The following is a 14,771-nucleotide window of genomic DNA, read 5'->3' as shown; positions in this document are numbered from 1 at the left end:
AGGCAGGTGAATTCACGGCTACAAAACGGATGACGCTGCTCAAGTAAGTTTGATGCAGTTATAAACGCGAGGAGGGCCCGGCGCATGTATTTGCGCCGGGCCTTTTTTGTGTGCGATCGGGTGCGGACACACCCCTGTTCGACTTTGCCGAACGGTCCCCTCTCGATAGAGGTGAGGGGGCTCGTAATGTGCGCTGCAAACGCTGAATGTCAGCCTTGACCCTGCTATACTTTGTTATGCTGCAAGCCCATCGTATCCAGCAGCGCCGCGAAATCTGCCGGCAACTCAGCGCTGATAACAACGGACGATGCAGAGATTGGGTGGGTAAATGATAGCGTGTGTGCATGAAGTAGCATGCGGTGGCAATCAAATTGCGCTGCTATAAACTTGTTGTGCCGCCAGTCTCCGTATTTCCCGTCGCCTAGAATCGGGTGGAAAATGTGCTTCATGTGTCGGCGTAGCTGATGTTTACGACCGGTCGCAGGCGACAACCGGGCAAAAGTGTAGCGTGTGGTGTCGTAGCGTCCAGCCGGAAAAGGTAACTCGACGGTGTCGAGTGTTTGAAAGGCTGTTGTTGCTTCCTGTGCGGGTTTGGCAGCACGCGCTTTACGGTCCGTTTTTTTGTCGTGGATCTCCTTCAGTGCATAGTCTATCACGTCGTCCGGGGGCAAGTAGCCGCGCACAACAGCGAGATAGGACTTGGTGATTTCACGTGTTGCAAACGCAGCGGCAAGGTGACGGGCGGCGTCTTTGCTACGCCCGAAAAGGAGCACGCCGGATGTTGGTTTGTCGATTCTGTGAACCGGATACACATGGCTGCCCAGTTGATCTCGAACCTGCTGAAGGGCAATGCTTTTTTCGCGCGGGTCAATTTTGCTGCGGTGCACCAGCATGCCGGCCGGCTTATTTACTGCCACAAAATGCGCATCCTGATAAAGTACTGCTAGCATGTTTGGTGTGCTGGGTGGTTATTATACCCGCAGAATAGGGAGCATCGAGGAAAGTGGTACAAATGTCTTATCATGTGGTTCAGGCGTTGTGGCGCGGATAAGCGTTGTTCATTTTATAAAATTTCGTAATGAAATCAGACACCATTAACTGGTTTGCCATTTTTATCGAGGCCTTTTTTGTCGTACTGGGTGTCTTCCTCGCGTTGGCGGTAAACAACTGGCGGGATGATTACAACAAACAACAGCGCGCAGAGGTAGCGTTGAAAAGCATCATTGAAGAAATAGATGTGAACCGTATCGCGGTCAACGAAGCCATTCTATATCATACAGGCTTGATGGATACGCTGTACAAACATATGCGGGCGTACGGTGTTGCTGCCGAAAATAAACCGGGAATGGATGTCTTCACCGGTGGCTTTGTAAATCCGGCTGAACCCCTGTCACGCGCATGGGAGACGGCGAACGCAACGGGAGTGGTTGAGAATATGCCCTATACGCAGGTCCTGCTGATTTCGAATGTATACAAGTATCAGGAACAGTATGAAGTGTTGAGCACAACCTTTGGTCAGGAGATTTACAGGCGTATGTTTAATGAGGGGGTAGACGGTATAGGCGACAATTTCCAGAACCTGGCCCAAATCATCGGCTCTTTTGCGTATACAGAATGTAATTTGGCAGCGGAATACATTAACGTATTAACCAGTCTGGAAGACGCAAGAGCTGATCGTGTAAATGCTGATAGCTTGGATACGGCCGGCGCAGCATTGAATGCCCCGATATTTTGCGATCTCATGCCTCAATAATGACCCCATTCCACTCAAACGGGTAAATCACCCGAGCGAATTTTGACGTAGCGTGCAAGCAAACTCATCCCATAAAAACACCGATAAAGCGTCACCGGTACTTTGCCCAACTTGTGCGCTTGCATCCGAGGGCAAGTATTGTCCACATTGCGGTGAGCAACTCGATCGCGTCATCAATCGGTCTTTACCGGAGTTCATTTCACAATCGTTTACGTCCCTGGTGCACGTGGCAGATTCAAAGCTGGGGCGTAGTCTCCGGACCCTGGCGCGCCATCCTGGTGCACTTACTGTGGCGTACATGAAAGGAAGCCGGGTGCCCTACATGCATCCCTTTCGGGTTTTCCTGGTGGCTAACGTTATGTTTTTTCTTGTGGCATCCCTCGTTGGCCAGAGCCCGCTGACAACCAGGCTTCGAATGCACATGCATTCCGAGAACTTCTACCATCAACCGGTAGCAAAACAGATGGTTGAGACGCATCTGGATGAGGTTGGTACTGAATTTGAAGTGTATGAAGCAGCCTTTGACAGACGGGTTGAGACGCTTGCGAAATCACTGGTGCTGGTTATGCTGCCTGTGTTTGCATTTTTAATGGGCCTGTTGTTAATGGGTAGGAAGGAGCCGGCAGTGAAACACCTGGCGTTTTCTTGTCATGCCTATGCACATCTGCTATTGTTTAATTTTGCTATAGTGCTGGGCATATTGGGGCTCGTTTTTGTTTTTCCTGCGCTCGACGTGATCTCGCGGGATGCCAAAGAGATCCTGGTTTCTGTAATCAGTTTGATGATCATGCTGGGTTTCTTTTACGCCGGCGTGCGTCGGGTATACGGGACGCAGCGTTTGATGTCGGTGGCGCTTGGCTTGGTGATGACCGTTGGCGTTTACTTTGTTCTGTTTCTATACAGGGCTTTGTTGTTTTTTGTCGCGTTTTACTCGCTGAAATTTTGAGTATGGCGTAGAACGGGAGGATACCAGAATGTCCTTTTTGATTGAACGTGCGCGTCCTGCGCATGTCAAATGCCTGAACGAGTTGATACCCTGTTCAGCGCGTACCCTGAGTACCGGTTTTTATACCCCTGCGCAAGTTGAAGGCGCCATCAAAGAAATATTTGGTATTGATACGCAGTTGATTGCTGATGGGACTTACTTCGTTGCCCGGCATGGTGCCACAATAGTCGGATGTGGTGGCTGGAGCCGGCGACGTACCCTGTATGGCGGTGACCAGATGAAGGGGCACCAGGATGATTTGCTCAACCCGGAAAAAGAGCCGGCGCGGATTCGTGCTTTTTTTGTGCATCCGGAATGGGGCCGGCGTGGTATCGGGAGCACCTTGATGCAAACGTGCGAAAAGGCCGCGCTGGAAGGTGGATTTTCTGCACTCGCTTTGGTTGCAACCTTGCCAGGCGAGCAACTCTATAGGAGGTTTGGCTACGAAGTACAAAAGCGCTACGATCACATCTTATCGTGTGGCTTACATTTTCCTTTGGTGTCGATGGAAAAAAAGTTGAGTTCCTAGTTTTTTTTCTTTACATAACATTCATAAGTAAGGAATTAACCGCCACACTAAACCTTGCAATTCCGACATATGCGCAACTTCATCACACAATCAGTTACCTTACCAGCTCCCGCGGATATCCTGTACAAAATGTATGTCAACTCAGAACTGCACGCTGCCATCACAGGTGGGCAAGCCGAAGTGCACGCTGAGCCCGGTGGAAATTTTACGGCATTTGATGGTACCCTCACAGGAACCATTTTGCATGTTGTGAAATCCAAACTTATTGTACAGACTTGGCGATCCGCCTCCTTTAAAGAAAACGATCCGGATACTACGCTTATCCTGAACTTTTCAACCATCGGAGGTAAGGGCCGCATCGATATGGTGCATCTCGACGTGCCGGCACATGGGTACAACCGTATTAAAGACGGATGGCATACCTTTTACTGGCAACCATGGCGCGATTGCATCGGCAAGAGCTAACCTTTTTAAGCTGACCCCTGATAAAAAAGCCCCGACACTATACAGTGCCGGGGCTTTTTTCGTCAAGTACGATTTAACCAATACGCTTGATCTTACTTGATCAAAATCATACGTCCGGTTGAGATATAGTTTGCGCGGTCGCCCTGGGCCTGCACCTGGTAGAGGTACATACCTGATGCGAGCGATGCGGCATCAACCTGGATGCTTTGTGCGCTGCCGGCTGCCCGGCTTTCTGCAGGAATGGTCATCACCTGCTTGCCCAGCATATCGTAAACCTGTACGCTTACAACGGCCGCTTCAGGCAGATCAAACAACAGCGTGGTTGTTGGATTGAACGGGTTCGGGTAGTTTTCATACAGCGTGAACGATCCTGGCAGGTCTGTATTCAGGTCTTCGTTGGCAACGCCACTCACGACAGGGAGCTCCACAAAGGCACCGCCAGCAGGCAGTACAGCGAAGAGTCCGAAAGCCGGCGCGTCCATGGCTGGTGCGAGGAAGCCAGAGGCCAGCACAACCAGCGGCTGGTCGGCCAGTTCCAGGGTTGCAAGCGGGGCGCTAAACTGTGCTACCAGCGTCATACCATCACCTGTAAGCAGGTCGAGCGGGTAATCCGCAAGTGGAACGCTCTGGTAAGGCACAAAGGCGCCAAAGGTGGCGTCGTCAGCGAGGGTTAATGCATCCGGTACAACAACATCAACTGCCGGCGCATCTGAAGCACCATGGAAAATCAGGAGATCTGAACCACCTGCAAGCGCAGCCTGTTCGCGGCCTTTGCTGGCAAACAGATCAAACGCCGTTTCGTCTGTGGCAGAAAGTGAGCCACTTGCGACAACAACATACGTTTCTCCACCAGCGAGTGTAACGGTTTTTGTGAAAATAGATTCGCTTACATCCGCGCTGGTTGGGGGTGCAATGTCGATCTGGATTTCACCAGCCGGGAGGTCAAGAAATCCGGTAGCGGTACGGAAAGCGACGTCTTCGAGTTTGGCAAGTTCACTGCCATCCTGGCTTACATAGATGTCTACAGAGCCGGCGCCGGCATCCGCTGAGTTATGGATAACCTGTACACGCGTTGTTGTTGCTGCTTCGAGTGGTACAGTTGTGCCATCAGCAGTTACAGCAATCAGACCAAAGCCTGGGTCTGTTGATTCTGGCGGTGCAAGGAAGCCTGAGGCCAATACTACAATAGAGGCACCTGAAAGACCCAGGGTTTCGAGGGAAGCCGCGAACGAGGCAACAGCCGTGTCATTGTCGTCTGCTGGCGTCACGTTGAGCTGGTAGTCTGCTGTTGGCAACGCGAGATAGCCCGCAAAATCACCAAATGAAGCGTCGTCAACCAGTGGCCGAGGTGAGCCAAGCGCAGTAACGTCGACTGTCGGTGCATCAGGTGAGCCATGAAAAACGAGCACGTCTGTATTGCCCATTTCGCCGGCAGCCTGCTGGCCCATATCATTGATGAACAATCCAAAAGCAGGATCGCCGCCAGTAGGATCGCCAGCTGCGACTACGATGTAATTGTTATCTGTGATTAGTTTTACCGTAGCGGTAAACACCGGTGCGCTATTATCAGCAGCTGTAGATCCTGTGATATCAATTTTGACGTCGGGCGCCATCTCGGGCGTGTCTCCAGCTGGCAGCTCTAAAAATCCGGTGGCAGCCTGAAATGCAACATCATCGAGGGCCAGGGCATCATTTACATAAATATCAACAACTGCCGCCGCTGCATAGGGGGAATTGTGGATAATCTGAACATTGGCCGTTTGCTGGGCAAAAGCCGGTGCTGCGATGAACATAAGCAGCAATGCGAAGGTTGCACCACGCAAGCTTGATAATATTGTATCTGATTTTTTCATGGGTATGGTTCTAAATGGATATTTGACAGATAGAATTTCCCCTGATTGATCTTGCAATCGAAGTGGGGTAGTAGAAGAGTTGCCATGCCCAGAAAGGTGATCAATCCCCCCTGAACAACAGCAATTCACAATCGAGATAAGCGCTTAAATCGAATTGTAACATTCATAGAACACCGCTCGGTGCAAACATGACCACCCCCAGAGAAAACACAGGTAAAACGGTCTCCATACGCCTGTTTTATCTTTTTAGTATTATGGTGTCTCAACTGGATTCACACGAAAAATAAATGGTTTGTTATGCGCATACTGGTTGCTGTTCTTTTGCTGGGGTTTGGATTGTTGCCGGCGGGGCAAGTATCAGCACAGGTACAATCTCCTGAGGCTTTTCTTGGATATGAACTGGGTGCCCGGTTTACTTTACACCACCGGGTGATCGACTATTTTGAGCATGTCGCAGCAAACAGTGATCGCGTGGTGATTGAGCAGTATGGTGAGACCTATGAAGGTCGGCCGCTCATTACAGCCTACGTTGCTTCTCCCAAGAACATGGCACAGCTCGACGAGATCAGGCTGAACAACTTGCGGCGGGCTGGTATCGCATCAGGCGCGTCAACGGACGCAAATGCCGCACTGGTTTGGCTCAGCTATAACGTGCATGGCAACGAGTCCGTTGGTATGGAGGCGTCCATGCAAACGCTGTATGCATTGGTGGGCCCTGCAAATGAACGAATTACCACATGGTTGGATCAGACTGTTGTGGTCATAGACCCCTGTCTCAATCCTGATGGCCGAGACAGGTATGCAAGTTGGTATAACCGTACTGTTGGCCGCTATCCGGACGTGCAGGCTGTTGCACGCGAGCACAGCGAGCCCTGGCCGTATGGCAGAACCAATCACTACCTGTTCGACCTGAACCGCGACTGGGCCTGGATGACGCAGCAGGAGCTACAGGCCAGGGTACCTCACTACAACAAATGGATGCCTCATGTGCATGTTGATTTCCATGAGCAGGGCGTCAATTCTCCGTACTATTTTGCGCCGGCAGCAGAGCCATACCACGAAGCGATTACGCCGTGGCAACGCGAATTTCAGGAAATCATCGGCAAAAACCACGCACGGTATTTTGACGCAAATGGCTGGCTATATTTCACTGCCCAGATCTTCGACTTGCTGTATCCTGGTTATGGTGATACGTGGCCGATGTTTAATGGCGCAATTGGCATGACATACGAGCAGGCCGGCAGTGGCCGCGCTGGCCTTGGCATTGTGACGGCGGAGTCGGATACCCTTACCCTTGCTGATCGTATTCTGCATCACCACACCACCGGTTTGTCGACTATTGAGGCGGTTGCCGAAAACAAAGATCGGGTCCTTGAAGAGTTTGAACGTTTCTTTGATAACAAGGCTGTTGGACCTTACGGTGCCTATATCCTCAAAGGGCTGGGTATGTCTGATCTTGGCGCTGTTGTCGCTTCGTACTTAGATAATCAGGGCATTCAATATGCGTTTGCATCAGGTGCTGCAAGCGGGCGGGGATACAATTATCAAACGGGAAATGATGGTCCAGTGGCTGTTGAAGCCGGCGACATGGTACTGTTTGCTGATCAGCCGAAATCTACGCTGCTGCGTGTACTATTTGACCCTGCCCCCGTTCTTTCTGATTCCGTCACGTACGATGTGACTTCCTGGGCGCTGCCGTATGTTTTTGGTGTTGATGGATATGCCTTGCTAGAAGGCGAGCGTGCCCTGGGTCGGCTTGCTACGCAGCCTGGTCCGCCCAAGGCTAAAGATCCTCGCCACTCAACAGGTCTACCACCATATGCCTATATAGTTGAGTGGGAGAATTTTGAGGATGCACGTTTTCTGGCGGCACTGCTGCACAAAGATATCAAGCTTCGGTATGCCGAGAAGCCATTTACACTGGATGGTCGTTCGTTTGACGCAGGTACCTTGATTATCACGCGCACAGGCAATCAGCATATGGGTGCTGCATTTGATGCCCATGTACGCAGCGTTGCCGCACAGCATAACCAGCCGCTTGTGGAAGCGTTAACAGGGTATGTTGATGCGGGTGCCGACTTCGGGTCAGGGGACGTGCCATTCCTGGATAAGCCGGCTGTGGCCATGCTGATTGGCGAGTCGATTGGGACCTACAGCGCCGGCGAGATGTGGCACTATTTTGACCAGCAGCTGGCGTATCCAGTTACGTTACTGGATTCAGAGCGATTTTCAACATCGGCGTTGGATGCATTTGATGTGCTGCTGATTCCTTCGGGTAGACTGGGGAGCGTCCTGTCTGCCAATTCCTTGCGCGATTTGCGTGCATGGGTGCGCGCTGGCGGCCGATTGGTTGTTTTCGAAAGCGCAGCCCGGTTTTTTGTCGGCAAAGAAGGGTTTCGCTTAAGCGAAAAGCCGGGCGGTGCAAGCCGTGATTCTGTCGACCATGCCGCACGCAGGTACGAGGATCGCGAGCGGGACAGTATGGGAGAGGAGGTACCGGGCGCAATTTACCAGGTCAAACTCGATAATTCCCACCCCCTGGCTTTTGGCTATCCGGATACCTACCACCTGCTGAAAAGAAATGACGACGTGTACGCCTATTTCACGGATACTGATGATTGGAACGTTGGCGTGCTGCCCGAGGATGGATACAGAAGCGGATTTGTCGGCGTGCAGGCGAAGGCGCATTTGCGCGCAGGCACTGTAATTGGCATCCAGGAAATGGGGCGCGGCGATGTGGTTTACTTTGCTGACAATCCCTTCTTCCGGGGTTTCTGGTACAGTGGCCGGCTGTTTGTCGCTAACGCCATCTTTCTTCGCTGAGTGTCTCCACGTCATCGTGGGCGGTACGAAGGATTGCTGGGCGGACTGTTTGTTGGATGAAAATCGAGTAGGGAGCCAGGGGGTAGGAAAATGAATAGTGTTGAACAACTTGATTTACAGTTACAATTTGAGAACTGGTGTTGTGCCAATTTGCAGGTGCAATTCTAAGGTAGAATTAAAGCCCATTATTAGTACCAAGGTATGCTAATCTGAAACACCCGTTGGGTCTTCAAGACCCGACGGGTGTTTCACTAAAGACGTATTTCGTTTCAAAAACGCACCTTCCTCACCCATAAAATTCCATATAAAAGCTACTTCAATTCTTCGCTTTTTAAGCATCAGAAACGGATGCAATCAGTTGATTAGATTTGCTCCCAAAGCCTGCTTAATGTCGAAAGAGATTCCTTTCATTCGACTTTTCGAGTCTTGGGTTCTAATTTGTGCAAAACCACCAACGGAGACCTCCCATGCACAAAACCAAACGCTATACCTGGCAAATTAGCGCCGTTCTTGTTGGCTTGCTGATCCTGATTGTCACAGGGTTCAGGCCCTGGGCATCTGAAAATGCAGAACAACCGAATGTAGTTATCATCTTCACTGACGATCTTGGCTACGGTGACCTGGGCGCCTACGGACACCCAACAATCCAGACACCCCATCTCGATCGGATGGCACAGGAAGGCATGAAATTTACCCAGTTTTATTCAGCCGCTTCCGTATGTACCCCCAGCCGGGCTGCGTTGCTGACGGGCCGGCTTCCTATCCGCAGTGGTATGGCGAGCAACGAGCGCCGCGTCCTCTTTCCTGATTCGAAGTACGGCATTCCTGCAGAAGAAATCACCCTGGCCGAGGCGTTGAAAGCGCAGGGCTATGCAACTGCTGCGGTTGGCAAATGGCATCTCGGCCACCTGGCGCCCTATCTACCCACAAATAACGGCTTTGACAGCTACTATGGCATTCCTTATTCGAATGACATGGACCGCGTGGTAGGTGGTGAATGGCGTTCTATTTTCTGGGAGCCAGAGCCGGAGTTTTGGAATGTACCGCTTATGCGTGATGAAGAAATTATCGAACGGCCGGCTGATCAGTACACCATAACGCGCCGCTATACGGAGGAAGCCGTGAAATTTATCGAGGCGAATAAGTCGTCACCCTTCTTTCTCTACCTTGCGCACAGCCTGCCGCATACACCGTTATTTACGGATGAAGCTTTTGCTGATGTTAGTCGCCGCGGGTTGTATGGAGATGTAATTGAAGAAATCGACTGGAGCGTGGGGCAGGTGCTCGATGCCCTACGCGATGAAGGGCTAGCGGAACGTACCCTTGTCTTTTTTACGAGCGACAACGGACCCTGGCTCATATTTGATACCCATGGTGGATCATCCGGATTGCTACGCGGAGGCAAAGGGATGACCTGGGAAGGCGGCATGCGCGAACCCGGAATTGCATGGTGGCCGGGCACAGTACCGGCAAACAGTGTGCAAATGGAAGTAACCAGTACGATGGACCTGTATCCAACTGCACTCGCTATGGCCGGCGCAACCCTGGCAGACGACCGCATTTATGACGGTAAAAACCTCTTGCCTATGCTCAAAGGAGAGGAGCCTGGCGCTGTGAGGGATACGTATTTTTATTACCGGGGTGCCCGAATTTTTGCTGTCCGTAAAGGTCCCTGGAAGGCGCACTTCATGACGCAGTGGGCATACAAATCGGACAATGAATACACCGAACACGATCCGCCACTGTTGTTTCACCTGGACCATGACCCGTCGGAGAAATACAACATTGCCGAAAAGCATCCCGAGGTAATTGCTGACATCAAAGCGGCTGTTGCTGCTCATCAGGAAGCCATGGTTGCGCGCCCGGATCAGCTTGTGGCCCGTATTGGAGAGGAGTGATGTTATGAACTTTGAGGTATTAGCGGAAGAACTGGCTGTTTGCCGGCTTCCCCCCGATGCTGCTGTTCCTGGCGGCATTCTTGATGCAGCGTTTTGCGCCGTCACCCGGACAGCAGATGAGCTATCCCTGGTCCTGTCTGTGGACCAGGTAGCACCGGGGTGGGAGGAGGTCGAGCGGATCTGGCGTGCACTTAAAATTCAAGGGCCACTAGACTTTAGCATGGTTGGTGTTATTGCCCGCATCAGTGCGCCACTGGCTGATGCAGGCATTCCCATTTTTGTCGTTTCGACGTTTGAAACCGACTATTTGCTGGTCAAGAACGATCAGTTTGAGAAGACCTGTGCATTGCTGTTAAATGCCGGCCATGCCATAAGCAATGCTTAAAATGAAATTGTTTATTTAAGCAAATTTTTCGGTAGCGAAGCCTAACGTTCCGACTTTAAATGTGTCCCATTGAGGGTACAAATTGTGATAAACTGTTTCGAATCTGTGTAATGCAGCGCCCCGCTATGGCCCGTTAATTGTGTTTAAATCGTTAAGATTTGATGAACGTGCAGGGCGTTGTTGTTGCACAATGCATTATGCATAAGTGCATAATCGTCGACAATAGTTTGCCGTAGCGCCTTCATATTCATGAAAGATGATATTGAGTCGATGCCGTCTGAATCTCCAAAATGAACGCTTTTTTAAGCAATTTGTTATCAGTTTGGGACTAATTTGGGGATTTGGGCGCCGGTTTAAACAGAACCAGTTCGCATAAATCGAAGTAAAACGCGCTCACTTAATCGCCTGCGATGGGATCCGTAAAATATCCTTGAAAAAAAGTTCTTAATTTCTTAGATGAACTTTTTGGAATATTTGTTGATCATAAATATCACGAGGTTGCGTTTAATTCGTATTTGTCCCTCGTAACAGGCGCTGCATCGCGCAGCTACTGACACTCAACGTTCGCCTCTGTTGTAGCCGCACATCACAAGTATTTTTAGGATCCCATCCCCTGTTTGCTTGTTGAGTGCGCAACAGATCGAAAAACCGTTGGCAACCTCCACTGCGTGGAATCCGGAGGTTTTGTTTGTATTGATTACCAGATTACCACGAATTTGGACTAAATAAAGCACCCTGAGCTTTCAGACCATGGAAGAGCATCCTATAACTTCTGTGCTGAAATTTTTTCTGCTCTCGCTCCTGGCCCTTTTGGTGCTGGTATCGAGCGGGTTGCTGTATAGAATGTATGAGCAGAACAGGGTAGTCGAAGCCACCAAGATAAACACGCAAGGCGGCATCGATTTACTAGGTAATGTAATGCTGGGCGGAGAAGAGCAATGGGTGCTCATCCGCGGTAAAAACCAGACCAATCCTGTTCTTCTCTATCTACATGGCGGTCCTGGATCTTTTATTATCCCGAGGGCACGTGATTTTGGCCGTTTGCTCGAAGAAGACTTTGTTGTTGTTTACTGGGACCAGCGTGGTTCGGGTAAATCATATCGTTCCGGGGTTCCTGTCAATTCAATGAACCTGGACCAGTTTATCTCGGACACCCGAGAGCTGGTAGATGTGTTAAAGCAGCGTTTTAACGTGCCCAAGGTTTACCTTGTTGGAAATTCCTGGGGTGCTGCGCTTGGGGCGCTTACCGTTGAGCGTTACCCAGAACTGTTTTACGCGTACGTGGCCACCGGCCAGCTTGTAAATACTGCGCGTGCGGAAGCTATCTCATACGAATTTACGCTCAAGGAAGCGAAGCTCACAGAAAACCGTGAAGCGATCAAAGAGCTTACGGAAATGGGTCCGCCACCCTGGGATTACCAGACCATGACACGCCAGCGCAAGTGGCTGCGGCGATTTGGGGGCACCATTTACGAAGAGAAAGAATCTGCTAACAGCTTCCTTTCTGATTTCATGGGTAAAATGTTGCTCAGCCCTGAGTATTCGCTCATGGAGATTGTTGAAAACAGCATGGATCCCAATTTTGCAGTGCGAAATCTGTGGGACGATATCGCCGGCATCGACTTGTTTGAGCAAGTACCACGCATCGAAGTGCCAGTGTATTTCCTGGCCGGCCGGCACGATTACAATACACCGTCTGAACTCGTCGAAGAATATGTCGAGCAGCTTGATGCCCCGAATGGCAAGCACTTGATCTGGTTCGAAAACGCAGCGCACATGCCTGAGTTTGAAGACCCGCAGCGGTACTACGACATCATGGTCGATTCTGTCCTCGCCTCTACCTATCCGGGCCCCGACGCGCAGTAGGCTTTATATCCCAACACCCTGTACGCTGTATCTTGCTGTCTGCTTTCCCGTAAGCAGAAAGGAATTGTATATTCCTTGTATAAACTGATCAGTTCCAGTATTGACTGCTTAAGCTTATGCCACCTGACTTCGGTAACGCCAATCTAATTCTGGGCATCATCGGCGCCGGCGCTGCACTTGTGTATTTCTTCTATCGGCTTCAATTTGCCCTGCCCATGATACAAGGTATGCTACGTGGTAACCAGAAGTCCGCTGAAGAGCGTTCCCTGGACCTTTTGCAACAGTATCAAAAAGAAGGCTCGTGGATCCACACGGACTCACGCACCATTAATGCCATAAGCCCCCGTTTTCACATGTTACGGGCTGCCATTCAGGATGGAACAGTAGCGTGTTATGTCATCAACAAAGGGGGCACAGCATCTAGCCTGCGCATTGAAACAGAGGGGCCACATCAGGGCAGCATTACGCCTAACACGAGCCTGGCTAATGGGCAAACGGGTAACATTGCATTGCATGGTGTAGGCGGTGTTGCGGGCCGGCTGCAGTTTACGCTTTCATACGATGATGCGCTGGGTATGCGTGTTATGCGGAGTTACCAGTATGCGCCGGCTGAGCAGAAATTTATTGAGGTTTAGCCACCAGCAGCCCATTTTCTTCCTCAATCCGGACCACTTGATTCAGGCTGTCGATTTTCAGTGCATAATCTACATCTTCCTCATGCCATTGGGGTTGCGCCGGATCAGCAAATTTGAGCACTTCGTGTCCTGACTTGATGATGCTTTGTATTGCATCATGAGCTGTTGACCTGCCTTCGAGCAAATTGCGCATATAGATTGCGCACATTTCGTCTTCGTCTGTTCGCACTTTGCCGGCCAGCCCCATTGCCACAATTGAAACCAGGTCTGGTTTGTCGGCGCGTACTGCGTCAATGGTTGCTTTGGCATTTGCCAGTGAGCCGCCATAAATCTGATCCGCATGGGAGGCCGCGTTTACACCCACCGTGCCGGCGCGCGTAGAATGCGCCATAACCTTACCCTTAATATCGATGCCGCGGGAGGCAGCGGTCGCCAGTTCATAGGGAGAATTACCAAAGTCATATCCTGCTGGTGGGATCCCATCCACTTCGCCTGCACAAAAATCCGCCTTGCCGGCCCGGCGATAAGCGAGGGCGTCATCGGGATCTGCAAAGAATACAATTTTTGATACGCCGGCTGCCAGGGCTACGGATGCCGTAGTAAATGCGCGAAACACATCAATAATGATAACTGTGCCGCTGGCCTCGCGGGCGCCAGCGAGCAGGCTGTACATCTTTATTTTCACAAATCTATGCCTTCGGAGACACCTTGCAATAAAGGCGCCGGGTGATTGATAACCAGTTGGCTGATTAATAGGTTTGAACGACTAAACAAGTCAACCTCCATTGCAATATTAATCTGTTATTTAATACCCCACCTTTATGTCGAGAGTTGTATTCATCACGGGCGCTTCTTCCGGGTTCGGATCCGCATTGGCAGCGTTGTATGCAAAAAATGGCGATGCCGTAGCCCTGGTGGCTAGGCGCCGCGAACGCATTGACACGCTGGCAGCAGCACTCAATGCTGCCGGCGGGAAAGCGAAAGCTTTTGTGTGTGATGTGTCGGATCGGGGCCAAGTGCACGCCGCAGTGGCTGCATGCGAAGCAGCACTGGGGCCGGTGGACTTGATGATTGCCAATGCCGGCGTTGCGCATCGCACCCGTGCAGTTGGATTTGATGCAACGGCCGTACAAAAAACGTTTGATGTAAACCTGCTTGGGGCTGCCTATTGCTACGAAGCTGTATTGCCAGGGATGCTTGCGCGCAACCGCGGCCAACTGGTGGGCATCAGTAGCCTGGCTGGTTACCGTGGCGTGCCGGGTGCAGTTGCCTATTGTTCGAGCAAAGCAGCACTGAACAGTTTGCTCGAAAGTTTGCGGGTTGAATTGTATAAGACGAATATCAACGTGACAACGGTTTGTCCCGGATACGTAAAAACAGAAATGACAGCGGACGTCGAAACGCCGATGCCATTTCTGTTGGAGTTAGATGACGCCGCGAAGCGTATCTACCGTGCAATCGATCGAGCCAAGACCGAATTTGCTTTTCCCTGGCCGATGGCTTTTCTGACCAGGTTTGGCCGATTGGTGCCCAACGCGATTTATGATCGCCTGGCCGGCCAGTTTACCATTTAACTGCG

At 51.0% G+C, this 14,771-nt stretch carries 13 protein-coding genes; 10 read left to right on the top strand and 3 right to left on the bottom strand.

From position 1 onward, the window contains the following. Positions 1-224: 224 nt before the first annotated feature. The gene (gene truC / locus AAF564_11200) at positions 225-950 is read right to left on the bottom strand and encodes a tRNA pseudouridine(65) synthase TruC (protein ID MEM8486108.1); all 726 of its coding nucleotides are present in this window, start codon (positions 948-950) and stop codon (positions 225-227) included. A gap of 128 nt (positions 951-1,078) precedes the next feature. On the opposite strand from truC, the gene AAF564_11195 reads away from it, so the two are divergent. The 4 genes from AAF564_11195 to AAF564_11180 all read left to right on the top strand — a co-directional run bounded on the left by AAF564_11195 (position 1,079) and on the right by AAF564_11180 (position 3,732). Next, on the top strand, positions 1,079-1,753 hold the full coding sequence (locus AAF564_11195) for a hypothetical protein (protein MEM8486107.1): 675 nt from the start codon (positions 1,079-1,081) through the stop codon (positions 1,751-1,753). Between the two features lie 226 nt (positions 1,754-1,979). Further along, positions 1,980-2,699, top strand: a complete 720-nt coding sequence (locus tag AAF564_11190) for a DUF3667 domain-containing protein (GenBank protein ID MEM8486106.1) — start codon at positions 1,980-1,982, stop codon at positions 2,697-2,699. Positions 2,700-2,727: 28 nt separating this feature from the next. Continuing rightward, entirely contained in the window at positions 2,728-3,267 is a 540-nt protein-coding gene (locus AAF564_11185) for a GNAT family N-acetyltransferase (protein ID MEM8486105.1), read from the top strand. A 54-nt stretch (positions 3,268-3,321) separates the two neighbouring features. Continuing rightward, positions 3,322-3,732, top strand: coding sequence for an SRPBCC domain-containing protein (locus AAF564_11180; GenBank protein ID MEM8486104.1), 411 nt, complete (start codon positions 3,322-3,324; stop codon positions 3,730-3,732). Between the two features lie 92 nt (positions 3,733-3,824). Here the strand turns inward: AAF564_11180 and AAF564_11175 are convergent, their stop codons facing one another. After that, on the bottom strand, positions 3,825-5,585 hold the full coding sequence (locus AAF564_11175) for a DUF4397 domain-containing protein (protein MEM8486103.1): 1,761 nt from the start codon (positions 5,583-5,585) through the stop codon (positions 3,825-3,827). 297 nt (positions 5,586-5,882) lie between these two features. Between AAF564_11175 and AAF564_11170 the strand changes: the two genes are divergently transcribed. From AAF564_11170 to AAF564_11150, 5 genes are all read left to right on the top strand, one after another. After that, complete coding sequence (locus tag AAF564_11170; GenBank protein MEM8486102.1) at positions 5,883-8,408, top strand: M14 metallopeptidase family protein; 2,526 nt, start codon at positions 5,883-5,885, stop codon at positions 8,406-8,408. A 467-nt stretch (positions 8,409-8,875) separates the two neighbouring features. Then, on the top strand, positions 8,876-10,306 hold the full coding sequence (locus tag AAF564_11165; GenBank protein MEM8486101.1) for a sulfatase: 1,431 nt from the start codon (positions 8,876-8,878) through the stop codon (positions 10,304-10,306). A gap of 4 nt (positions 10,307-10,310) precedes the next feature. Then, positions 10,311-10,691 carry an ACT domain-containing protein gene (locus AAF564_11160; GenBank protein MEM8486100.1) on the top strand — a complete coding sequence of 127 codons (381 nt, stop codon included), beginning with the start codon at positions 10,311-10,313 and terminating at the stop codon, positions 10,689-10,691. 750 nt (positions 10,692-11,441) lie between these two features. Further along, positions 11,442-12,557 carry an alpha/beta hydrolase gene (locus AAF564_11155; protein MEM8486099.1) on the top strand — a complete coding sequence of 372 codons (1,116 nt, stop codon included), beginning with the start codon at positions 11,442-11,444 and terminating at the stop codon, positions 12,555-12,557. A 116-nt stretch (positions 12,558-12,673) separates the two neighbouring features. Then, positions 12,674-13,192, top strand: coding sequence for a hypothetical protein (locus AAF564_11150; protein MEM8486098.1), 519 nt, complete (start codon positions 12,674-12,676; stop codon positions 13,190-13,192). Here AAF564_11150 and AAF564_11145 read toward each other — a convergent pair. After that, on the bottom strand, positions 13,179-13,877 hold the full coding sequence (locus tag AAF564_11145; protein MEM8486097.1) for a 2-phosphosulfolactate phosphatase: 699 nt from the start codon (positions 13,875-13,877) through the stop codon (positions 13,179-13,181). The two genes, AAF564_11150 and AAF564_11145, sit on opposite strands and share 14 nt — an antisense overlap. Before the next feature lie 136 nt (positions 13,878-14,013). On the opposite strand from AAF564_11145, the gene AAF564_11140 reads away from it, so the two are divergent. Then, positions 14,014-14,766, top strand: coding sequence for an SDR family NAD(P)-dependent oxidoreductase (locus tag AAF564_11140; protein ID MEM8486096.1), 753 nt, complete (start codon positions 14,014-14,016; stop codon positions 14,764-14,766). The last annotated feature ends 5 nt before the right edge of the window (positions 14,767-14,771 follow it).

The organism is Bacteroidota bacterium (genome assembly GCA_039111535.1).
GTDB lineage: Bacteria > Bacteroidota > Rhodothermia > Rhodothermales > JAHQVL01 > JBCCIM01.
The sequence above is the reverse complement of the archived record's forward strand: the minus strand, read 5'-3'. Positions and strand labels throughout refer to the sequence as shown.